Here is a 21546-nt window from a genome sequence, read left to right as displayed (position 1 = left end):
AAGTATATAAAAAGACATGTGAAAAGGAGAAATCAGGCATGCCTGCATATGACTTTATTGGCGATATTCACGGCTGCATGAAAGAGCTGACCGAACTCTTTCAGCGTATGAATTACCGATACGCAAGCGATATATTTGTTCATCCGGACGGACGGATCCCTGTATTTATCGGGGATCTCACCGATCGGGGACCAAATTCTACAGCAGTCATTCAGATCGTAGCAAAAATGGTGGAAAAGCAGGTTGCCTTGTATGTTCCCGGCAATCACTGCAACAAACTATATCGTTACTTTCTTGGAAGAAACGTCCAAATCACCCACGGACTCGAAACAACCGTTGCGGAGCTTAAGGAACTGTCAACACGGGACTATAAGCTAATCCGCAAAGCATTTGTCAATTTGTATGAGAGCTCTCCACTTTACTTGTTACTTGATGATCAACGTGTCGTTGCCGCTCATGCAGGAATTCGTGAAGACCTCATTGGCCGCACCGGGAATAAAGTGAAAACCTTTGTGCTCTACGGCGATATTACCGGAGCGACGAACCCAGACGGCACTCCCCTTAGAAGGGATTGGGCCCTTCAGTATCAAGGGGAAAGCCTTGTCGTATACGGCCATACCCCTGTCACCCAACCACGGATGATTGGGAACACGGTTAATATTGATACCGGATGTGTATTCGGAGGAAAACTAACGGCGTTTCATTATCCCGAGAAAACGTTTAGCTTCGTTCCTTCTTCCTTACCAGTAGTACCTGAAAAATTTCGTACTTTCCCCGATACACCTGCTCGCACTGAGGAGGAATAACATGAGCCCTAAATACATGGCCGTACTCGCCGTGATGACGTTTTTGCTGTCAGGATGCAGCAAGGAAGCTGCGATCGCCCTCGATGAAAAGGACAGCTATGTACTCATTGATAAAAAACACGAATTTTTAACGATTTATGCAATGGTTCGCAATGAAGACAGCCAACCTATTCATAATCTTTATGTCGACTTTTCCATCCGTCATAAACAGCTGGCTGATCAGCTTGGATTCGAACAAGTCTTATTTGATCAAAACCGCCGCGGGGTCCCCAGCCGTTTTGCAGTTAAAGCAAAAAGTGGTTTTTTCATTAGTGAAAGCTTTCCTCTTAAAAACTATGAAAGACTCGGGAGTTTGGAGAACGCTGTTTTCATTAACGTATACCAAAGGGATGAAAAAGTGCTCGAATCCCCGCTGAATAACATTATCAGAAATTAAACATTCGTTCTTATATCAAACTCCTTATATCTACCGGTAGTTGAGCTCTAACCGTATGCCACGTTTCAAAAACGGGATGACAAAATTCGATTTTGGCGGCGTGCAAAGCTTGACGGCTGATCTCCTTTGCACATCCGCCGTATAAATCATCGCCTAACAAAGGGTGTCCTTGAAAGGAAGCGTGCACACGTATTTGATGAGTGCGCCCCGTTTTTAGTTGAAATCTCACAAGCGAATGATGATCTTTTTCTCTCAACACTTTATAAAGAGTCCGGGCGTATTTCCCGTCTCGTGTTACTTCATGTTCAATCAGACTGTTGGGTTTTCTTCCGATCGGAACATCTATGACTCCTTGTTTCGGCGACCAAATCCCCCTTGTTATCCCTATGTATTCCTTACTTCCGATTCCTTTTTGGAAAAAATCAGCAAGCCGCTGATGAGCGAATGCGTGCTTCGCGATCGTCACAAGCCCGCTCGTTTGTCTGTCAAGTCTTGAGACAGCGTGAAAGGAAGCCGCTACTCCCGTCTCCTCATAATAATGACGAATAGCCCCGGCAAGCGTTTTTTCTTCCAGTCCGCGTCCTGGTGTCATCGGAAGGCCGGCGGGTTTATCAATTACGAGCAAATGGGCATCCTCCCACATAACGGAGAGTTTCCTTTTGTACGTTGGAATGTTTTCTGGAAAGGTCGTCGGCGGAAGTCGTACCATCAGCGCATCCCCACCGTAAAGCTTGTCTGTTAATGTTGCCTCTTTGCTGTTTATCAAGAGCTTCCCATCTTTATTGATTTTCTTTAGCAGCCTGGAAGACATTCCCTTTTCTATTCGCAAAAAATTTCGTACTGTCAGCGGCTTGTTCATGCAAGGAACGAACCACTCCATTGTATGACTTTTCTCCATTCTATTCTCCGATAAACGATTCTTTTACTCTTTTCCAGAAGGGAAACGGTCGGAAGCGGGCAAAACGGATTTTTTCTTCCGCTACCCGGCACTGAATCGATTTCACACGCCTGTTCACTTCAGATACGTGATCAATTGTAATTTGTATCGCTACATCATTAAGCGGTGTTAAGAGACACGTGTGATGCTGCGGTAAAACGAGCGGTGAACCGATCGTCCGGTACACCCGGTTATTAATGGATGCCATTTCCGATATTTGTAAAGACGCAAGCGACGGATGCAAGATAGCTCCGCCTAGTGACTTGTTGTAAGCCGTGCTTCCAGATGGAGTGGAGATACACAGGCCATCACCACGGAACGTTTCAAACAAATCTCCCTTTATATCCATTTTGCAGACGAGGGAACCTTCAAGTGTTTTGACTGTGCATTCGTTCAGAGCGAGATACCGCTCTGGATTAGGACGGTCTAAATGGCGGACGACCACTTCGAGTAGCGGGTACTCAACAATTTGAAAAGGTGTCTTCGCGATATGAATGACTAACTTTTCCACTTCTTCCGGCTTCCAATCCGCGTAAAATCCTAAGTGACCCGTATGAATGCCGACGAATGCCGTTTCATCCAGTCTTTCATGAAAATGATGAAAAGCATGCAGAAGGGTGCCGTCCCCGCCTACTGTTATGACAACGTCTGGTTCTTCCTCGTTCAATTCTAAGCCAAATTCTTGTAAATATGTGGTGATCTTTTTTTGAAGCGCGTTGGACGTTTCATCTCCTCGGGACGTAACGAAGAATTGCATGAAAACGGCCTCCTTTCATAACTCCATTAATTACGGGACGTTTCACGATTGCGAATTAAGATACGCTGTGCTTCTCGAACTTCGCCTTTAATTTTTGACATTTCTTCATCGAGCTGGAACGCAGCTTCAGCGGCGCGCTGCAATCGTGCTTTAATGTCAGCAGGAATTTCACCGCTATACTTATAATTTAAGGAATGTTCTATCGTCGCCCAAAAATTCATGGCCATCGTTCTGACTTGTATCTCAACAAGCAGATCTTTCTTGCCGTCAATGGTATGTACAGGATAGTTCACGACCATATGATACGAACGGTACCCGCTTTCTTTCTTCTCCTTAATGTAGTCCCGTTCTTCTTTGACCTCAAAATCAATACGAGAACGGACCAACTCCACAATCGTGTCAATATCATTCACAAACTGGCAAACGATACGAACACCGGCAATGTCCTGCATTTCTGTCGCCAAATCATCCAATGAAATGTTTTTCCTCTGGGCTTTTTCTAGAATGCTTGTTACCGGTTTGACACGGCCTGTCACGAATTCAATTGGGGTATGCTGCGAAGATTGCTGATATTGTTCGCGCAGGCTTCTTAACTTTACTTTCAACTCTTCCACTGCTTGTTTGTAGGGTGACAAAAATGCATACCAGTTACCCATGAACGCCACCACCTATCATTATCCCTCGTCCTCTCTGATTGACGAGGAATCACAATTGAAATGTTTTTTCTACCTTATCCACCATTTCGGTGCCATAATTTCCGTTCCCTGCAATATTACTTAATAAATAATTCATCTCCTCATGAAAATGGGTAAGCGGGACACGCTTAGGACCACTCACAGACACACTCCACTCGTGTGTATATGCTTCCGCAAGCTGTGGCCAAATTTGGCTTGGAAGCCGTAACTGTATAAACTCTCCGTCAAGATCGAGAACATAAACAAATGTCAGTGCATCAGAATCAGCAAGCATCCGCATCCCGTCTTTCAATTTATGCCACTCCGTATCCGGCCATTCCTCGATCGGGTACAGTAACAATTGTTCATTCTCCCGTTCTGCATTAAAGATTGTTAAAATATGTTCCATGTTTGTTTTCACCTCATTTTGCTTACAGCATTCTCCTATTATTCACCGATTTTATTCTATCACAACTTGTCGCGTCTATCTTTTTTAAAGTGTTCTGATTTATCATTATGGTACGATATAAGGACCATTCTATGTAATTAGGGAAATAATACAGGAAGAAAGGAAGAATCATGATGGCCCAAGAGAAAGAATTCGAGAAAAAAAACTTACTAACATCTATAGAATTCAACAGACTAACCCAGGCTTTTCAATTCCAAGATGAGGATTTCACCTTGCAAGTGAATACGTATTTTGACACAGCTGATTTTCTATTGAAAGAACAGCGGGCCGCCTTGCGCATCCGTGAGAAAAACGGCCACTTTACGCTTACCTTGAAACAGCCGGCTGCTTCCGGTTTATTAGAGACGCACCAAACGTTAACCTCTGCCGAAGCAAAATATGCATTTGAGACCGGCCGCCTGCCAGCAGGGGAAACGGTATCACAGATCCAGTCTATGTCTAAAATAAACATGGAAGACTTAAAAAAACTCGGCTCTCTGCAAACAAAACGCGCTCAAGTACCATTCCGCAACGGTACTTTATTCTTGGACCACAGCATCTATTTAGACACCGAAGATTATGAAGTCGAGTTTGAAGCCTCTTCTATCGAATCAGCAGCAGCCGGGCTAAGTCAACTTTTGAAAAAATACAGAATAGAGAGCCGTCCTACTCCGAACAAAATGGAGCGTTTCTTCCATAGAAAACTAGCCAGCGACTGATCACAGATTAAAACCATATTGTCGAAGGTGGCTATTTCTGGTATATTTTTCTCATACATAATGAACGAATGAGAGGTGTGGACAGTTTGACTATACCACCTTTGTTACAATTGCTTTCTCCATTAACTCAAGGAACAAACACGAGATTCAAGAGCAATCAAGTTTCAACTTTTCTACACTCATTCCAACGTTTTCTTGATGAAGAAGTGACGGCTGGCATGAGCAATTCTTCGACACCGACTTCAAGATCGAGTATGCTTACGAATGATTCTCTGTTTTTATCTCCGGGTGTGGCAGCCCGCTATTATCAAAACAACACTCTGGCCCATTCAGCAGGAGCCGCGGTTGATACTTATCGGGTCAGCAACCCTTCTGCAAAATTGGCAGGTAAATCCGGTGACTACTCAGCTATTATTGAAAAAACAGCGGAGCGTTACGGAGTAGACCCCAACCTTATCTCCGCTGTAATTAAACAGGAGTCCGATTTTAATCCAAACGCCAAAAGCCATGCCGGCGCCATTGGGTTGATGCAGTTAATGCCCGGTACCGCGCGGCATTTAAACGTGACAGATCCTTACGACCCTGCCCAGAATATCGATGGAGGCACCCGTTATATACGCGATATGCTGGACCGCTATAACGGAGACGTCAAACTTGCTCTGGCTGCTTACAATGCAGGTCCTGGGAATGTTGATCGTTACAACGGTATCCCTCCTTTTAAAGAAACGCAGGCTTACGTGCCAAAAGTTCTCGCGGCCTACCAGTCATTCGCATAAAACTTCCGAAACTGATCTTCCATGGAGATCAGTTTTTTCTATTAAATAGAAGACTTTTGTCACGAAATGTTTAGAAAATAGTCTCCCATGGAGATAAATGGAAGTACATATTATTTGCTGTCCTAAAACACCATTGCTACAATAACTATAAGAAAATAGAGAAGCTCCTTCTCAAACCAATGAGATAACGAACGTTCTATGGCAATGCGTTATCTTGATCACCTCATCATTAATCTCTGCTTTTTAGCAGAAAGGAGCCGTTGCTCATGGAAAAACAATTAAAACCATTTGATTATATCGGGGGTCATGAAATACTAGACCGTCTAGTCGACCAATTATATACGAACGTAGCAAACCATCCGGATCTTTCTCAAGTTTTCCCGGAAGATTTAACAGAAACAGCACGTAAACAGAAGCAATTTCTTACGCAATTTTTAGGAGGTCCCCCCTTATATACAGAAGAACACGGTCATCCAATGCTCCGTGCAAAGCACTTGCCATTCCCTGTTACTCCCCAAAGAGCAGAATATTGGTTAGACTGCATGGCACGGGCCATGGATGAAGTAGGACTCGAAGGACCGGCTCGTGATGATTTCTTTAGACGACTCACTCTGGCAGCACATCACATGGTAAACACCGACGACGAATAATGAAAGAAGGGAGTCTGGACCATTGCGAAAAATGGATCAACAGCTATATTGCAACGACCAGCTGGGAATCTGCGGCCTTTCTCCTGATGAAACAGTGGATATACCGATGAAACGAAGAAAAAAAATTGAGCTGTATATCTTCACTGATCCTCTTTGTCCGGAATGTTGGGCATTTGAACCTTCTTTAAAAAAATTAATGATTGAATATGGGCATTACTTTTCGGTGCGGTTTTTAGTCGCTGCTAAGTTGGGAGCTGGGAACGCCACAGAGGCCCGCCACAAAAAAGAATGGAAAAACCTGGCGAGCCTTTATGAAAAAACAGCAAACCGTACAGGCATGTCGTGTGACGGCGATGTTTGGCATGAAAACCCTGTACACTCCCCGCGTACCCCCGCTCTTGCTGTGAAAGCAGCAGAAATGCAAGGACGCCAGCAAGCAGTCGTCTTTTTCCGTCGTCTTCGTGAACTTTTATTTGTCCATAAAAAAAATATCGCCGATGAAGAGGTCCTCCTCCATTGCGCCCATGACACCGGTCTTGATGTAGAGGAATTTAAAAAAGATATTCATTCTGCGTCCGCAATAAGGGCCTTGCAATGTGACATGAAGACGACCATTGAAATGGAAGTGGAACGCGCTCCGACCTTCGTGTTTTTCAACGATCGTGTAGAAGACGGCGGTCTTAAGATTTCCGGTTTATATCCTTATGAGGTGTATGTCGAAATTTTAAAAGAAATGCTGGGAGAAGAACCGCTGCCTGCAAAGACGATTAATCTTCTTGAATTCATGAAACGTTACAAGTTTGTCGCTACGAAAGAAGTTGCTGTCGTTTTTGATTGGAGCGAACGGGAAGCCACAGCCGCGCTGAAAAAACTAGTTCTCCAACGAAAAATAGAAAAAGTCCCCGTGAAGTACGGGACATTCTGGCGCTACGTACAGCCCAATTAATGTTTTGATACAGATTAAAAAGGATAAGTACTTATCATTTTCTATACAATGAGGACTTATCCTTTTTTATATTTGAGCCAAGTTCATAAGTCCTTACTTAGTTTAAATATACGAACAATAATATAGAGGCTGTATCAAAAAGTCATAAAAATGCCCTTTTGACAGCCCTTTTTCAATTCTATGAGATTTTTCGTTAAGATTAACTTATATCTTTTCGTATAAATGGCTCTTCAGGTTCGCTTGCCGCGGGCAAGGCTTCAGCTAACCGACGGAAGATCACCGTCGGTGGATCTTCCGCTCTTGCTTCGACGCACAGGACGTGTTAGTGTCAGCATTGCCACAGGACGTGGCCGTATTTAGCCGACGTCCCGCAGGCGTCTCATCTGATCGCCATTCAAAGTATTGGACGAAAAACGGACGTGGAGAGTGCATTTGGTCATGTCTAACAAAACCTTGTCTTCCAGCTAGTCCACCTAAGAGAGAAAGAAAAAATCCGGGTGGAATTCAGTCGGGTGGCACTGGCCACAATATACGGAAAGTGGCGACGAAACACCGCCAAAAGAAGCATACAGAATAAAAAAGTCATGGACACAATCTTTTTTGAGGTGTCCATTTACCTAAACACTCTTAAAAAGTCGCTGGCTGTTTCTCATAAAACGTTGCCCCAGCCATATATTTTAAATAGACATGTTTTTATGGAGGCGTCCGCATGAAAAAAGTACTGGCTGGCATTATCGGCATCGTTATCAGCTTTGTCTTGTTTGTGTTGGGTTTAATGAAGTTGCTTCCCGTTTTTATCGGCAGTGTACTGCTTTTCTTGTCCATTTTCCTTACTATTTTCTCTTTTAGCGAAAGACGCCGTTTTAAGGGAATTAAAACCCATTGACGTTTTTTAATGCAAAAAGCCTGGCTTTTGTTCTTCTCGTACAGCCCTCACTTTATCTGTACGGTCGGTGAACAATCAGCCAGGCCATTTTTATATCTAACAGAGGTTCAGCTGTTTCCTACGATTTAGAGCCAAGAAGTTCTTCCATTTCGTTCAAGGTCTGCTCAAAAAGCTTCATTGCTTCATGAATCGGTTCGGAGGAAGTCATGTCAACGCCTGCCTTTTTCAATATCTCAATTGGATAATCCGAACTTCCGGACTTCAAAAAAGACAAATAACGCTCTACCGCCGGCGTGCCTTCCTCTAAAATTTGTCTCGACAGCGCCGCAGCCGCACTGTAGCCAGTTGCATATTGATAAACATAAAAATTCATATAAAAGTGTGGGATACGCGACCATTCAAGCGCTATTTCGTCATCCAGTGTCATATCTTCCCCGAAATATTTTTTATTTAAAGCAAAATATTCCTCTTCCAGGAGATCTGCCGTCAATGCCTCACCTTTCTCCACTTTTTCATGGATCAGCTGCTCAAACTCAGCAAACATCGTCTGTCGGAATACAGTTCCTCTAAACCCTTCCAGAAAGTGGTTTAGCACATACATCTTCTTTTTCTTATCTTCCAGCGTATTTAACAAGTAGTGATTTAAAAGTGCCTCATTAACGGTCGATGCTACTTCGGCGACGAAAATCGTATAACCAGCATACTGGAACGGTTGGTGCTTACGGCTGTAATAGCTGTGCATGGAGTGACCGAGTTCATGTGCTAAGGTAAACACATTATTCACATTATCCTGCCAGTTCATTAGCACGTACGGCATCGTTCCATACGCTCCAGAAGAATAGGCACCACTCCGTTTTCCTTCATTTTCGTACACGTCAATCCACCGGTTTTGATATCCTTCTTTTATCGTATTGATATACTCTTCACCAAGAGGAGTGACACCTTGCAGCACCATGTCCTGCGCTTCTTCATACGGTATTTCCATTTTCACGTCTTTTACGAGCGGTGTATAAAGGTCATAATTATGAATGTCTTCCAACTCGAGAACGCGCTTTCTAAGCCGTACGTAGCGATGCAGGAGCGGCAGATGCTCATTGACCGTTTCTACAAGCTGATCGTAAACGACTTCCGGGATATGGTTGCCACTCAGTGCTGCTTGCCGTGCGGAATCATAATGACGAACTTTTGCATGGAAGACATTCTTCTTGACCTGGCCATTCAAGGTACTTGCGAACGTATTGCGGAACTTGCGGTACGTGTCATAAACAGCATGAAACGCATCCTTACGCACCCGCCGATTATCACTTTCAAAAAAACGTATGATCCGCCCGTGCGTCACTTGCACATCCTTGCCTTCTTCATCTTTTATAAAAGGGAATTTTAGATCAGCATTATTTAACGCCCCGAATGTATTACTAGGGCTTGCAGTCACTTCCGATACTTGGGCGAGAATCGCTTCCTCCGCTTCATTTAAAACGTGTGGGCGTGTCTTGTTGATTTCATCCAATGTCTGTTCGTAATTTTGTAGGCTTTTATTTTTTTGAAGAAATTCTTGCAGCCTTTCTTCCGGTATCGACAAGATTTCTGGTGTAATAAACGCCATATGCTGTCCAAGCTGTGCCCCTAAACTCGATGCTCTATCTTCAAGCGCTTGGTACGCGGAGTTACCCGTATCCTGATCGGAGCGCATATGAGCGTATGTAAATAAACGCCCGAAACGTTCTGCTATTTCATGTTGTAAATTAAGCCCCTCGTAAAGGGCTTCTGCAGAGTCTCCGAGTTTCCCCTTGTACTTATTTAAAGAGGGTAGCATTTTTTTAATAGCACTAAATTCTTGCTCCCACTCTTCATCTGTCGCAAAGATGTCTTCTAAATTCCATTTCCACTTTTCTTCAATCTCTTCCCGTTTAGGTAAAGCTGCTGCTTTCTGACTACTCATCAAAGCACCTCCTACTATTCCCTTCCCATTTTACCGAAATCTTCCAACAATCTCTACAGAAAAACACAAGTCCTCTTTACATTATGCATTTTACACATTTCTTATCCAAATAGAAGCCTTGTTCCAATGAAAGCGGTAGTTCAATGTTTCGAATTTTACTCCAGCACCCACTATCACTCTTTTCTACAACACCGAAGAAAGCCAATACATACAAATATTGAGTGAGTGCTTTTGATAGCGGTTCTTTCACAAGCGGTAACTCGCGTATAGGGAATATACCCTTAGTAATTAAGGGCTGGATGACAGGCAGAATATCAGTGAGTAGGAATGTCTGTCCGAGCTGAAGTGGCTGAATAACTACAAGTAAAAGCCAGCTCTGCCAGATATAAGCAGGGGATTTAAAATACTCCATAAAAAGAGAGGGCCAACCGGCTTCTGCCGGGAAAAAAGGCAGGTCGGAACGCTGTTTGGCAAATATTTGTCGTACATAAGCCCTGTCACGCTCATTTTGCCACTTATTCAAACCGAACCGCCACTCTTTTTTGAGCCGCAGCCACTCTGGCTTCCATGGGGAGGTACCATCCATAGTCAGTGGTAGATCTGTTATCATGTTGAATGTAGTCTGGGAAGCGGGCAAAGAATAAAAATCGGCAAAGATTCGAGATGGGCTTAAAACGATACGCGGAAAAAGAAAGGAAAAGGTAGAAGATATTGGAGAGAAATACAAGAGAGCGTGCCGGTAATCATGTAATCGTTCTTGTAAAGCAGTCCATTCAAAGGCTCGAATGGAGAAATATCCCTGCTTTCGAGGACGTATCCTATTGGCTGAAAACAGCCATACCGGGTAGATATTCAAAGACAAATAATCGTTCGTCCGCTGTCTCATTTCTTCAAGTGGGATAGACGCACATTGAAATTCAAACGCATACGTTTGGGAGTGAACCGAAACCAGAACATCAGCTGTTCGGTTAATGGAGGGAATGGCAGCTTCCACAACCGGGGACAATCCTTGTTGCTTAAGCCAGGAGTACAGTTTGGCTTTGCCAGCGAGATGCTCCGCTGTCTCTGGCTCTGTCTGAGATGGACAGCTGCTAAGCTCTTGATGAGCAAAGTGCCAACGCCGCACTGTTCCTTTTTTAAGGATAAGAGGCTGACGGCAGGATGGACAATAAAATGGCGGGGAGTAACAGGAGACTATATCATATTCCGAATAATGCAACAAAGACACTCGTTCATTGTTAGCGTCTAATGCGATAAACATGGCTGACTCCTTTCTTCTCTACACTCCCACCTATTCGTCTCCCATCGTGAAAATCCTGCTCTCAAATCAAAGTCAAATCAACAACATTCCGTCCTGCATACAAAAAACCAGCCCCGTTCCGGAGCTGGCACCGCTACTCGCAAGTATTAGGAAAAATTTTCTTTGATGACGCTCAAGGCGTCCTTCGCGACTATCGTCTTTCCATATTCACGAATACGGAAAATGGACATATCTGATTCTTCCCCAAACTCTAACACCCGGCTGATCATATCATCTTGCTCGTCTTCTGTATAGTGGTTATCAAACATCAAGTACAAGTAGTACTTACCTTCGAAATAATATATTTCATTTTGAACATTGTCCGCTGTGAAAGCGTGGCTTAACGTGATTAAGTCTTCCAAATCACTAAATGATATCACAATTTCCAGCTCTTCTGAATCACTATGAGCATGAGCATGTCGTGATTTCTGCGAAGAACGGAATTGTTCATCCAGCATATCGACAATGTTATCATCTACTGGGATGTCATCTTCTTTACTCTGGGAAACCGGGATCTCTAATTTTACATTGCCATCCGTAATCTGCCCGCGGGTTACGACAATCTCCATACCGTTATCAAGAGCCTGTACTTGAATCCATAGAGGTCCTTCAATTTCAAAATTTTCCCGGTCATGCGCTTCGTGAATCATTTCAAAAAAGAGTTCTTCTCCCCGTTCACGATTATACCAAATTTCATCCCGGTCAAATCCTCTGTCTTCTATATCTTTATACGTAATATAGAATTTAACCGTCGACTCATTAATTCTTTCGATTTCCACGAATTTCTCCCTCCTTTGAAGGTAAGGTGGACACCGCTTCCAAAGGTTCTCTCTTTCCCTATACCCTAGGACGGGCAATACTAGCTGATCCTTGAAGTTCTTAGTTCTATTGTATACGAAAACATGCTGGATGTTAAGGACCAATGCTCATCCCAACGTGTATTTTTCAGGGAGCGGAGCGTTGAAAGAGAAACGCGGTCTTCCTATGTTATTAAATGTTTATTCTCAAGCATAATATGCAAGATGTCAAGCAAAAAAAACTTCCCTTTCACACTTACCTTAAACAAAATATCGTCACCTTATGCCAACAAACTGAATATATAGTGGGAACTCATTAACGGGATAAACAGAAAAACTTCTACTAATCTTGAACAGTAGAAGTTTCATGAATATCTGTGCTGTCCTATTACCGTTAGTTTACCATTTTTTGAGCTTCCATTAAATTAAAGGTACGAACTTTACGCGGCAGAAAACGACGAATTTCCGCTTCGTTGTATCCTACCTGCAAACGCTTTTCATCAAAAATGATCGGGCGGCGCAAAAGCCCTGGGTATTCACTAATTAACTTAAACAGCTCCTGTAGAGGCAGACTCTCAAGTTCTACATCTAACTCTTGAAATACTTTAGAACGTTTGGAGATAATCTCGTCAGTACCGTCTTCCGTTAAGCGGACGATTTCTTTGACTTCTTCGACACTTAAAGGGGACGCAAAAATATTACGCTCTTCAAAAGGAATATTATGTTCTTCCAACCACGCTTTTGCTTTTCGGCAAGAGGTACAACTTGGCGAAGTGAGTAATTTAACCATGAAATAGAACTCTCCCTTCCTGACAATGCAGAGTGAAATGTATGGAGATTATAGATATGCAACTATAATAAATCTCTTTTTCGTTACTTTTATTATACAATAATTATTCTAATTTGAAAAGTATTTTTAACAACCTATCACAAAATTATCTAAAGTTATGTATTTCCTTATTTTACAGGGATTATACGCCCGGTGTATTTTTTCTTTTTCAAAAGTTAATTTGATTATCTTTCTCATTCCTTCTTTTAAAGTTGATAAAACCCCTTTTTTTGTTGAAAATTGAACATTTTGTGAACACTTCATTCGAAATACACAAAAAAGAGCTCTTGAAAAAGAGCTCTTTGGTCAAACGTTATGCAGAAGATTTAGAAGAGGAGGTAGGGGTACTGCCGCGTGCTGGCTTAGGGAACTTGTTCCAGTCTTTCAAGTTTTTCCGAAGTAACTCTTTTACAACTTCACGCTTTTTTTTGCGCTTTTGCTTGTCTTTACTTCTCAACGAGATCACTCCTTTACTAAACAGTTAGTCCTCGCCACACGCCTCACTCTTCCTTCTCTACATTATTAAATGTTAATACTTCTTCCGCCTTTTGATAACTTCGTCCGTAAAGTTCTTTATCTTTATACGTATGAATATGATTGTAGGTGTGCTTCATTTTTTCAAAAATACTTGCTTCGCTTTCATTTTCCGGTGACCAGTAAAGAATCTCCAGTGTATTGTCTTCATCTGTCGCCAATGATTTTCTTGTATAGCCAATCGATGCAGCGTGTTTAAAGCCTGCCCGTTCATAAAAGCGAAATCTTTTCTCTGTATCAGAGTCTTCATAATCTAAAGGCTCTATTTCCAAAATGATAGGCTTTTGCTTTTCCCGTAATTGTTCAAGCAATTTTTTTCCGAGGCCTTGGCCACGAGCCTCCTTCGCCACAAGTAAATAGTCAATAAACAGAAAATCTTCGGTCTCTACGTACATAATAACATGGTTTGGTCCTTCATCCTTATAATAGATATCACTTTTTTCTTTTAGTAACAGTTCCATATGCTCTTTTGACTTCATTTCTTCTATTGGAAAGTACTGGCTCAGCTTTTCGTACCAATTGAGCTTTTCCATGAGACCCTCCCACTTATCCTTGTCTCATATTATAAGGGTAACGTACCTGTTTTGAAAATGGGCACAAGTCCTGTCCCTTCTAATATTCACCTATATTTTTGCAATATGCATCGCTATTTCTTTTCTTTTGATGCTTTACGGTGTATAGTCTACTCCATTCGTATACCGATTCGTCGCGTTCCATAGTAAAAACTCATCGATACCCGAGTCGTTTAAGGCTTTAATCTGTTCTTCTACTTCTTTGACACCGTAGGTCTGGTAATTGCCGTTCCCGAGCCAGCTTGCCGTAAAGTCTTGTATCCACGGTCTTGACGTTGGTGGATTTTCGAGTTTTTCCAACACTTTATTTTCAACTTTTGCATATTCTCTTGTCAGCTCGTACGGATGAAGATCGGGTTTATCGATGCCAAAGTATGGTGTCCAGTGACTTGGATAAATCATTGACGAAATAACATCGACATTGCTTGAAATTTTTGAGAAATTCTGTCCAATTCCCGGCGCTTCTTTAAGAGTGGCGGAATATCCAAAAATATCAACCGCTACATCGACATCAAAGCCTTTTTGTAATTCCTCACGAGCATATTCAACAAAATCAGTTACAGCGGTAACGCGGCTTTGAACGTTATCCTTTTCTTCCTTATACTCCCCTTTGCTGTACTCAAGAGAGTCATCACGCGTTTCAAATCCTTCCGGAAAGCGGACGTAGTCAAACTGAATCTCTTTAAACCCGAGTTTTGCTGCTTCTTTCGCAATGTTTACATTGTAGTCCCATACTTCTTTTAAGTATGGGTTGACAAACGCCTCTCCGCGCCCGTTTTTCCATATATTCCCGTTCTGTAAGTAAGACCACTCAGGCTTCTGTTCTGCAAGCACAGTATCTTTGAAGACTACTATCCGAGCAATTGGATAAATCTTATGTTTTTCGAGCGTATCCATCAACGTTACCGGATCATCAATCATATTTTTCCCTATTTCCGGGAGATCACTGTCTTCCGGTGGTTTAAAGGTCAAGTTACCGAAATCATCTTTTATATCGATGACCATCGTGTTCAAATCCGTCTTATCCGTCAGCTTTAGGAGCTCTTCCAATCTCGCCCCGCCAGCAGAGTGCCCGGTTACATATACACCACGGACGCCGTCTTCGGGATAGGTGAAATCATAACCCGTATCATAATAAAAACGTGGCATGTTTGCTGCGAGTTCCTTCTCTACGACAGGGATCGTGATATGTGGATGATAAGTAACCTCCTTCGCCTGTTCCTCTTTTGCATAAACCGCATCACCTGCTAATAAAACAGCTGCTGCCGTGCACACAGCCGTTGCATAAGTCCGTATCCTTTTCATTATTCTCCCCAGCTTTCTATAATCTTTTTCTCTATGAAAATTATACAGAGTATAACAAATTTCACCAAGGTTTAAATGTAAAAAAATAAATTTCATAAATTAATTTAAAGGCTTTCCCTAATATTAACTAGTAACTCTTTTGAAAAGGACTAACTTTCATTTCTCTTTCTTGCAATCTTTTCTTAATCTCGTTATAATTGTAAAAATATTCTCAGCAGCTTATGAACATAGCGGGAGGGATGGTCTTGAGACAAGTTACGTTATTGAATATTTATGAACACCCAATTACACAGAAATATGTCAAACGTTCCGGGATGGCTCATGCCATTTCCGTCGCTGATAACGCTCTCCAGCTGGCGGAAGAATTAAAGGTTCACCCAGATCTTGCTGCTAAAGCTGCTTTTCTGCACGATATCGGTCACTATACGTGGTATCAGGATGGAGAATGGGATTTCACTTCCTACAAAGAAAATGATATTCATGCGATTAAGGGGGCGGAACGCGCTCACAAACTTCTTATTCGTCTGGGCGAAGACCCGAAGCATGCGAAAGAAATTGCATTAGCTGTACTTCTTCATACAGATTCTTATTTGCCGGCAGGTACTTTGTTTCGAAGCGACCTGCAAAAAGTAGTGGCCTTAGCCGATGAAATGGATGAAGAACCACCCGGCGATCATCATTACCGACTAATTTCCGAGAAGAAGGCAAGGCGGAAAATTACGGAGCTTGATAAAAAAATTGATCACACCTTAACTCTCTCGTTACAATCCAAACATGCTTAAAAAATAAATTCCAGAAAACAACCCGTGTCTACAAACACTAAGGGGTTGTTTTTTTTTAGATCATCTGCCGAAATTTCATCGGTTATGGAAAAATTTTACGAAGTGAGCATAAAAGATTAAAATCAAATCATCAATTAGATCTATATGCCTAATAATATGCATTTCACATGTATTTTTGACAATCTAAAGTTATACATACAACTGAATTAATTTCTAAGGGAGATTATGAAAATGGGAAAAAGAAACCAGATAACGTGGAAGCTAGGTATTATTATTATGGGGATTCTATTGTTCTGTATTGGGGTTATATTTTTATCTATGTACCGCACAAGCTACCAGGAAATTAAAAAAGCTGCGGGCATTGAATTATATGGCTGTGCGAATATTACTACCGCCCTGGTTGCACCGGAGGATGTCCTAAAAGCAAAGACAGGTAACAGAGATACTTCCGCATCTCTCGGGGAACAAATCAACTGGACGATTCATCATAAGGATATATTTGAAGGACAGTATATTATCGATTTGGACGGCACCATGTTGGCAGTGGATGAAAATTTACAGACACAGGGTTTCGAGGCAGGTGATTCTTTTTATATCGATAAAACAGCAATGGAAGAACTACGAGAAACGCGAGCTCCTGTTTATTCAGACGTATACGAATTTGGCGGCATGGAGCGTCTGACCGGGTATGCCCCGATTTTTGAAGATCACGACCCAACAAAAGATATTATTGCGGTAAGTGCTATTGATTTTGAATCCAGTATTCTCCATGAACGTACATGGGAAATGGTGAAAGGAAGTTTTTTAGTTGCCTTTATCCCTATTATAATAGCTGGATTCATAACTATTTTTCTTATTAAAAGAACGACGGCACCACTTAATGCGATCATACATTTTGCAAGCCGTGTAGCAGAAGGAGATTTAACTGTCCGTAATTTGAAGATACAAAGACAAGATGAAATAGGCGAGTTGTCGAAGGACTTAAACACGATGCTCAATAATTTAAAAACGATCATCGGGGAAGTGTCGTCTAATTCCTCGCAGGTTGCTTCCACATCGGAGCAGCTAACAGCGAGTGCCGAAGAAGTGTCTGTTTCAGCAGAACAAAACGTTGCCGTTACCCAGCAAGTGAAAGACGGTTCCCAGAAGCAAGTAGAAATTGTTCATGATACAAATCGTATCCTTGCCGAGATATCCAATAAGACAACGGATATGAGTAGGAAGGCAGAGGAACTAACAATCACTTCTACGGAAACTTCTGAGAAGGCTGAGCATGGCTATGACTCTATTCATCAATCTATTTCACAAATGAATACAATTAACGAAAAGGCAAGCAGCATGGAAGAATCGATGAATATTCTAAACAGAAAATCCGGCGAAATCGATAAGATAATTACCATGATTACTTCTATTGCAGAGCAGACAAATTTACTTGCATTAAACGCAGCGATAGAAGCAGCTCATGCAGGTGAACATGGGAAAGGATTTGCCGTCGTAGCTGATGAAATACGCCATCTAGCAGAACAGTCATCTTCAGCAACTAAGCAAATTAGCGGGTTAATTCACGAAATCCAGGACGATACAACGCAAACAATGACAGACACGCGTGAAAGTGTACATGCTGTCAGCGATGGCACTCACAAGATTCAAAATGCCGGAGAGGCTTTTAGCGCTATTAGACACTCGATCAACGGTGTTCAAAATGATATTGAAACCATTTATCAAGAGATTGCTGATATAACGCTTGATATCGAAAAAGTCGTTAAAGCTGTGGCGAATATTGAAGCCGTCTCGACTGCTAACGCAGACAACACGATGAATGTGTTAATGCAGTCTGAAGATCAAGCAGCTGCTATTGAGGAGATTACTTCTTTGATGGAAAATCTCTCTTTAATGGCTGAAGGATTGAATAACAAAGCCCACAAATTCAAGCTTTCATAAGTGAAAATGGGAAACCTGGATAAGGTTTCCCGTTTTTTCTTCCCTATATAATGATTATGACCACTGCTCAGATACCATCGCCCACTCGTGGATCTCATACGTACGAGCCCCTGTTTTTATGTATGGGTCCTCTTTAACAAGGTCCTCGGCCTGCTCAAGTGTTTCAGCCCGGTAAATAATTAAGCCGCCTGCCCCGTCGGTAAACTTCCCGTATGCAGTTACATTATTATCTTGGTGATGCTTTTCCAAAAAAGCAAGGTGGTCAGGACGGTATTTCTGACTTAACTCTGAATCTTTCATTTTTAACAACACAGCAAACAACTTCACAATGCTTCTCTCCCTTGGACACATAATTTTTTATTCGTTTCCATTATAACATCTCCCGGTAAAGCGATCGAACATCTTTCGCATTTCAGAAAGGCAGAGGGCAGTTCGTTTTTCTTGTTTTTGAATTTTCCAACATATATAATGTATTGATCATCTGATTTTATACACTACCTATTTTCTGTGGAACCAATTGATCAGGAAAGGACTTAGTAAAATGGATAAGCGTGTCTATTTATTAATGGCGGTAGCTTTTGTCACAGGGATGGTAGAGCTAATTATTGGCGGCATCCTTGATTTAGTTGCTGTTGACCTTGATGTGAGTATCGGGCAGGCAGGGCTTCTGATCACTATTTTTTCTCTCACCTTCGGGATCGCTGCTCCGGTATTGCTCGTGCTGACCTCACGGATGGAACGTAAAAGCTTAACACTCCTTGCTCTGTTTATTTTTTTATTAGGAAATGCTGCAGCGGTATTAAGCCCGACTTATAGTATGCTTGTAGTCGCTCGTATTATTTCGGCAGCGAGTGGTTCCCTACTCCTTGTTTTGTGTGTGACGATGGCCTCGCATATTGTGACAGAAAAGTACCGTGGCAGAGCGATCGGTATTATCTTTATGGGTGTGAGCGGCTCTCTTGTATTCGGAATTCCTGTTGGCGTGATGCTAGGCAATATGTTTGGCTGGCGGGCTCCTTTTATGTTAATTATCATCTTGACAGCGCTTTCAATGGTGGGTGTTTCTCTCTTTATGGAGAAAATGGCACCACGTCCGCAAGTACCGCTCGGACAACAGCTAAGAACATTAAAATACCGTCCGATACTGTTTGCACAACTGACTTCGTTCATTTTTTTTGTCGGCCATTATACGTTATATGGCTATTTAACTCCGTTTTCGAAAATAACCATGGGACTCGACGGTACGTGGGTGAGCATTGTTTACCTAATTTTCGGTGTGGCAGCAGTCAGCGGAGGGGGGTTGGGGGGGACACTTGCCGACCGGTTCGGCTCCAAGCCAACCATAGTGTTCGTGATTATCGCCTTCGCTTTATCGCTATTTAGCATTCCTTACACAACTTTCGCCCTTCCGTTCTTTTTAGTCGTTTTGGTAGTATGGAGCGCGCTGAGCTGGGCACTTACCCCGGCAATGCAAAGCTACCTTATCGAAACATCACCGGAAACGTCAGATATCCAACAAAGTCTAAATAACTCAGCGCTCCATTTTGGGATTGCCTTTGGTTCTTTAAGCGGCAGCATCGTTATTGAACAGTCCTCTGTTGATATGACTCCTACTATTGGTGGGGTCTTCGTCCTGATTTCATTAGGAGCGGCCGCTATTTCGATGTTAACAAAAGAAAAAAACACATCTGTTGAAGAAGGCTATAAAAAAACACATGCTTAAGAAATAGCAAGTTAGAAAACACCCAAGATTTGTATCAGTCCTGACTTTTCCTCATATGATGTACAAAACGTTCATCAAGGGAGTTGGGAAAGAATGAGCCCGAAGCTTAGAAAATTTGTCGATCGGCTTCCGATCATGGAACCGCTGAAACCATTGCAGAAAAGCAATAGAGGGCTGTATTACGAAATGAGGATGGTAGAACATAGGCAGAAGCTGCACCGTGATCTGCCGCCGACCCGGCTCTGGGGATACAACGGCCAATTCCCGGGACCGACCATCGAAGTGAACCGGGGCGAGCAAGCTGAAGTAAAATGGATAAACAATCTACCGGCCAAACATTTGTTACCGGTTGATTCTTCCATACATGATTTACGAGATGTTCCTGAAGTTCGTACAGTTACTCATCTGCACGGTGGAGAAACACCTTGGGACAGCGATGGTTACCCGGAAGCATGGTTTACGAACAACTTTGCAGAAACTGGCCCTTTTTTCCAGCGAGAAGTATATCAGTATCCGAATAAACAGCGGGCAACAACACTCTGGTACCACGATCATGCGATGGGAATCACGCGACTGAATATGTATGCCGGTCTCGCCGGTCTTTATATTATCCGTGACAACCGGGAAAAGGCTTTAGGTTTACCCCAAGGAGACTATGAAATCCCTCTTGTTATCCAGGACCGCACCTTTAACAATGATGGTTCTTTATTTTATCCGCGACAGCCAGATGACGCCGATCCAGAACTGCCCGATCCGTCTATTACTCCTTTTTTTCTCGGAGACACGATTGTCGTGAACGGGAAAGTTTGGCCGTATTTAGAGGTGGAACCACGAAAGTACCGTTTTCGGATATTGAATGCTTCTAATACACGCTCCTACCAATTGTACGTTGATTCCGAACAATCTTTTTATCAAATTGGTTCTGATGGGGGACTGCTTCCAAAAACAGTAAGGCTGCAAACGATTGCCATAGAGCCTTCGGAGCGTATGGATGTCATTCTCGATTTCACAAATCAAAAAGGGAATATCGTTCACTTAAAAAACGATTTAGGTCCAAACGCTGATCCTGCTGATGCGACGAGTGATATTATGCAATTCCGAGTCCGCGAGCGCCTCACAAAAGAAGACACGTCCCGCCTCCCACGCTATTTGTCTCGTGTCCATTCGTTAGCTGAATACCCGGTTACAGCTGTCAGATATCTTACACTCAACGGATCGACTGACAATTACGGACGCCCTCTTCTATTACTGGATAACAAAAAATGGGATGATCCAATTACAGAAAAGCCACGTTTAGATGCAACGGAAATTTGGTCGTTCATTAACGTCACCAACTTCACACACCCGATACATCTGCATTTGATCCAATTTCAAATCCTAGACCGTCAACCTTTTGATCTTGATCATTATAATGAAACCGGCCACATCAAATATACCGGACCTGTCGTTCCTCCGAAGCCGAACGAACGAGGCTGGAAAGATACAGCGGCGGTCCCTTCGGCTGAAATCACCCGGATTATCGTTCGATTTACTCCATTTACCGGTCGATACGTCTGGCATTGCCATATATTAGAACATGAGGACTATGATATGATGCGGCCATTACTAGTAACGGACTCATCAAAACGGAAAAGAATTAACTAATCTCTTTGCTCTAAATTCCGTGCCTCTTTTTTCACGCCTGCAGAGGCTGGGACAAATCTTAAACAGATCACCGAAAAGTCGAACAATAAGACTGTGAAAGAGGGCAGCACGTCGTGTGCAAGTACGTCCTGTGGCAACGCCTTCG

Annotated in this window: 23 protein-coding genes; 11 read left to right on the top strand and 12 right to left on the bottom strand. The window is 42.6% G+C overall.

All coding sequences use genetic code 11. The features are described from left to right. The first annotated feature begins 38 nt into the window (after positions 1 to 38). A complete protein-coding gene (prpE, locus tag LOR49_RS04375) occupies positions 39 to 806 on the top strand; it encodes a bis(5'-nucleosyl)-tetraphosphatase PrpE (protein ID WP_240374887.1) in 768 nt (255 codons plus the stop codon). A gap of 1 nt (position 807) precedes the next feature. Next, entirely contained in the window at positions 808 to 1242 is a 435-nt protein-coding gene (locus LOR49_RS04370; RefSeq protein WP_240374886.1) for a hypothetical protein, read from the top strand. 10 nt (positions 1243 to 1252) lie between these two features. Here LOR49_RS04370 and LOR49_RS04365 read toward each other — a convergent pair whose 3' ends face one another. The 4 genes from LOR49_RS04365 to LOR49_RS04350 are packed head-to-tail and all read right to left on the bottom strand — an operon-like array spanning position 1253 to position 4019. Beyond that, the gene (locus tag LOR49_RS04365) at positions 1253 to 2140 is read right to left on the bottom strand and encodes an RluA family pseudouridine synthase (RefSeq protein ID WP_240374885.1); all 888 of its coding nucleotides are present in this window, start codon (positions 2138 to 2140) and stop codon (positions 1253 to 1255) included. Position 2141: 1 nt separating this feature from the next. Continuing rightward, a complete protein-coding gene (locus LOR49_RS04360) occupies positions 2142 to 2936 on the bottom strand; it encodes an NAD kinase (protein ID WP_240374884.1) in 795 nt (264 codons plus the stop codon). A gap of 26 nt (positions 2937 to 2962) precedes the next feature. Next, the gene (gene yjbM, locus LOR49_RS04355) at positions 2963 to 3592 is read right to left on the bottom strand and encodes a GTP diphosphokinase (protein WP_240374883.1); all 630 of its coding nucleotides are present in this window, start codon (positions 3590 to 3592) and stop codon (positions 2963 to 2965) included. 49 nt (positions 3593 to 3641) lie between these two features. Then, positions 3642 to 4019: a UPF0738 family protein gene (locus LOR49_RS04350; protein WP_240374882.1), complete on the bottom strand. Its 378-nt coding sequence runs from the start codon at positions 4017 to 4019 to the stop codon at positions 3642 to 3644. A gap of 170 nt (positions 4020 to 4189) precedes the next feature. On the opposite strand from LOR49_RS04350, the gene LOR49_RS04345 reads away from it, so the two are divergent. From LOR49_RS04345 to LOR49_RS04325, 5 genes are all read left to right on the top strand, one after another. After that, the gene (locus tag LOR49_RS04345) at positions 4190 to 4777 is read left to right on the top strand and encodes a CYTH domain-containing protein (RefSeq protein WP_240374881.1); all 588 of its coding nucleotides are present in this window, start codon (positions 4190 to 4192) and stop codon (positions 4775 to 4777) included. 86 nt (positions 4778 to 4863) lie between these two features. Further along, positions 4864 to 5553, top strand: a complete 690-nt coding sequence (locus LOR49_RS04340; protein WP_240374880.1) for a lytic transglycosylase domain-containing protein — start codon at positions 4864 to 4866, stop codon at positions 5551 to 5553. 266 nt (positions 5554 to 5819) lie between these two features. Beyond that, on the top strand, positions 5820 to 6203 hold the full coding sequence (locus LOR49_RS04335) for a globin domain-containing protein (protein ID WP_240374879.1): 384 nt from the start codon (positions 5820 to 5822) through the stop codon (positions 6201 to 6203). Between the two features lie 31 nt (positions 6204 to 6234). Beyond that, positions 6235 to 7149 carry a ClpXP adapter SpxH family protein gene (locus LOR49_RS04330; RefSeq protein ID WP_275899521.1) on the top strand — a complete coding sequence of 305 codons (915 nt, stop codon included), beginning with the start codon at positions 6235 to 6237 and terminating at the stop codon, positions 7147 to 7149. 709 nt (positions 7150 to 7858) lie between these two features. Then, entirely contained in the window at positions 7859 to 8035 is a 177-nt protein-coding gene (locus tag LOR49_RS04325; protein WP_240374878.1) for a hypothetical protein, read from the top strand. Positions 8036 to 8153: 118 nt separating this feature from the next. Here the strand turns inward: LOR49_RS04325 and pepF are convergent, their stop codons facing one another. The 7 genes from pepF to LOR49_RS04290 all read right to left on the bottom strand — a co-directional run bounded on the left by pepF (position 8154) and on the right by LOR49_RS04290 (position 15311). Then, positions 8154 to 9974: an oligoendopeptidase F gene (pepF, locus tag LOR49_RS04320; RefSeq protein WP_240374877.1), complete on the bottom strand. Its 1821-nt coding sequence runs from the start codon at positions 9972 to 9974 to the stop codon at positions 8154 to 8156. A 76-nt stretch (positions 9975 to 10050) separates the two neighbouring features. After that, positions 10051 to 11235: a competence protein CoiA gene (locus tag LOR49_RS04315; RefSeq protein ID WP_240374876.1), complete on the bottom strand. Its 1185-nt coding sequence runs from the start codon at positions 11233 to 11235 to the stop codon at positions 10051 to 10053. 146 nt (positions 11236 to 11381) lie between these two features. After that, the gene (gene mecA, locus LOR49_RS04310; protein ID WP_240374875.1) at positions 11382 to 12053 is read right to left on the bottom strand and encodes an adaptor protein MecA; all 672 of its coding nucleotides are present in this window, start codon (positions 12051 to 12053) and stop codon (positions 11382 to 11384) included. 412 nt (positions 12054 to 12465) lie between these two features. Next, the gene (spxA, locus tag LOR49_RS04305) at positions 12466 to 12861 is read right to left on the bottom strand and encodes a transcriptional regulator SpxA (protein WP_240374874.1); all 396 of its coding nucleotides are present in this window, start codon (positions 12859 to 12861) and stop codon (positions 12466 to 12468) included. Between the two features lie 352 nt (positions 12862 to 13213). Continuing rightward, on the bottom strand, positions 13214 to 13357 hold the full coding sequence (locus LOR49_RS04300; RefSeq protein ID WP_240374873.1) for a hypothetical protein: 144 nt from the start codon (positions 13355 to 13357) through the stop codon (positions 13214 to 13216). 43 nt (positions 13358 to 13400) lie between these two features. Next, complete coding sequence (locus LOR49_RS04295) at positions 13401 to 13967, bottom strand: GNAT family N-acetyltransferase (RefSeq protein WP_240374872.1); 567 nt, start codon at positions 13965 to 13967, stop codon at positions 13401 to 13403. 135 nt (positions 13968 to 14102) lie between these two features. Then, positions 14103 to 15311: a putative glycoside hydrolase gene (locus tag LOR49_RS04290; protein ID WP_240374871.1), complete on the bottom strand. Its 1209-nt coding sequence runs from the start codon at positions 15309 to 15311 to the stop codon at positions 14103 to 14105. A 245-nt stretch (positions 15312 to 15556) separates the two neighbouring features. On the opposite strand from LOR49_RS04290, the gene LOR49_RS04285 reads away from it, so the two are divergent. Continuing rightward, positions 15557 to 16093: an HD domain-containing protein gene (locus tag LOR49_RS04285; protein ID WP_240374870.1), complete on the top strand. Its 537-nt coding sequence runs from the start codon at positions 15557 to 15559 to the stop codon at positions 16091 to 16093. A 225-nt stretch (positions 16094 to 16318) separates the two neighbouring features. Then, entirely contained in the window at positions 16319 to 18034 is a 1716-nt protein-coding gene (locus LOR49_RS04280) for a methyl-accepting chemotaxis protein (RefSeq protein ID WP_420830394.1), read from the top strand. Between the two features lie 54 nt (positions 18035 to 18088). Here the strand turns inward: LOR49_RS04280 and LOR49_RS04275 are convergent, their stop codons facing one another. Next, the gene (locus LOR49_RS04275) at positions 18089 to 18361 is read right to left on the bottom strand and encodes a YciI family protein (protein WP_240374868.1); all 273 of its coding nucleotides are present in this window, start codon (positions 18359 to 18361) and stop codon (positions 18089 to 18091) included. Between the two features lie 214 nt (positions 18362 to 18575). Between LOR49_RS04275 and LOR49_RS04270 the strand changes: the two genes are divergently transcribed. Together LOR49_RS04270 and LOR49_RS04265 are read left to right on the top strand one after the other, a co-directional pair. Beyond that, positions 18576 to 19757: an MFS transporter gene (locus tag LOR49_RS04270; RefSeq protein WP_240374867.1), complete on the top strand. Its 1182-nt coding sequence runs from the start codon at positions 18576 to 18578 to the stop codon at positions 19755 to 19757. Positions 19758 to 19850: 93 nt separating this feature from the next. Continuing rightward, positions 19851 to 21401 carry a multicopper oxidase family protein gene (locus LOR49_RS04265; protein ID WP_240374866.1) on the top strand — a complete coding sequence of 517 codons (1551 nt, stop codon included), beginning with the start codon at positions 19851 to 19853 and terminating at the stop codon, positions 21399 to 21401. The last annotated feature ends 145 nt before the right edge of the window (positions 21402 to 21546 follow it).

The organism is Bacillus piscicola (assembly GCF_022458745.1).
GTDB classification, from domain to species: Bacteria; Bacillota; Bacilli; order Bacillales; family Marinococcaceae; genus Alteribacillus_A; species Alteribacillus_A piscicola.
The sequence above is the reverse complement of the archived record's forward strand: the minus strand, read 5'-3'. Positions and strand labels throughout refer to the sequence as shown.

Excerpts from the sequence above, each read along its gene's own strand:
- yjbM (WP_240374883.1), bottom strand. The coding sequence starts at position 3,592 with ATGGGTAACTGGTATGCATTTTTGTCACCCTACAAACAAGCAGTGGAA.
- pepF (WP_240374877.1), bottom strand. The coding sequence starts at position 9,974 with ATGAGTAGTCAGAAAGCAGCAGCTTTACCTAAACGGGAAGAGATTGAA.
- LOR49_RS04325 (WP_240374878.1), top strand. The coding sequence starts at position 7,859 with ATGAAAAAAGTACTGGCTGGCATTATCGGCATCGTTATCAGCTTTGTC.
- LOR49_RS04315 (WP_240374876.1), bottom strand. The coding sequence starts at position 11,235 with ATGTTTATCGCATTAGACGCTAACAATGAACGAGTGTCTTTGTTGCAT.
- LOR49_RS04295 (WP_240374872.1), bottom strand. The coding sequence starts at position 13,967 with ATGGAAAAGCTCAATTGGTACGAAAAGCTGAGCCAGTACTTTCCAATA.
- LOR49_RS04265 (WP_240374866.1), top strand. The coding sequence starts at position 19,851 with ATGAGCCCGAAGCTTAGAAAATTTGTCGATCGGCTTCCGATCATGGAA.
- LOR49_RS04270 (WP_240374867.1), top strand. The coding sequence starts at position 18,576 with ATGGATAAGCGTGTCTATTTATTAATGGCGGTAGCTTTTGTCACAGGG.
- LOR49_RS04370 (WP_240374886.1), top strand. The coding sequence starts at position 808 with ATGAGCCCTAAATACATGGCCGTACTCGCCGTGATGACGTTTTTGCTG.
- spxA (WP_240374874.1), bottom strand. The coding sequence starts at position 12,861 with ATGGTTAAATTACTCACTTCGCCAAGTTGTACCTCTTGCCGAAAAGCA.
- LOR49_RS04365 (WP_240374885.1), bottom strand. The coding sequence starts at position 2,140 with ATGGAGAAAAGTCATACAATGGAGTGGTTCGTTCCTTGCATGAACAAG.
- LOR49_RS04360 (WP_240374884.1), bottom strand. The coding sequence starts at position 2,936 with ATGCAATTCTTCGTTACGTCCCGAGGAGATGAAACGTCCAACGCGCTT.
- LOR49_RS04290 (WP_240374871.1), bottom strand. The coding sequence starts at position 15,311 with ATGAAAAGGATACGGACTTATGCAACGGCTGTGTGCACGGCAGCAGCT.
- LOR49_RS04350 (WP_240374882.1), bottom strand. The coding sequence starts at position 4,019 with ATGGAACATATTTTAACAATCTTTAATGCAGAACGGGAGAATGAACAA.
- LOR49_RS04345 (WP_240374881.1), top strand. The coding sequence starts at position 4,190 with ATGATGGCCCAAGAGAAAGAATTCGAGAAAAAAAACTTACTAACATCT.
- prpE (WP_240374887.1), top strand. The coding sequence starts at position 39 with ATGCCTGCATATGACTTTATTGGCGATATTCACGGCTGCATGAAAGAG.
- LOR49_RS04330 (WP_275899521.1), top strand. The coding sequence starts at position 6,235 with ATGGATCAACAGCTATATTGCAACGACCAGCTGGGAATCTGCGGCCTT.
- LOR49_RS04335 (WP_240374879.1), top strand. The coding sequence starts at position 5,820 with ATGGAAAAACAATTAAAACCATTTGATTATATCGGGGGTCATGAAATA.
- LOR49_RS04280 (WP_420830394.1), top strand. The coding sequence starts at position 16,319 with ATGAAAATGGGAAAAAGAAACCAGATAACGTGGAAGCTAGGTATTATT.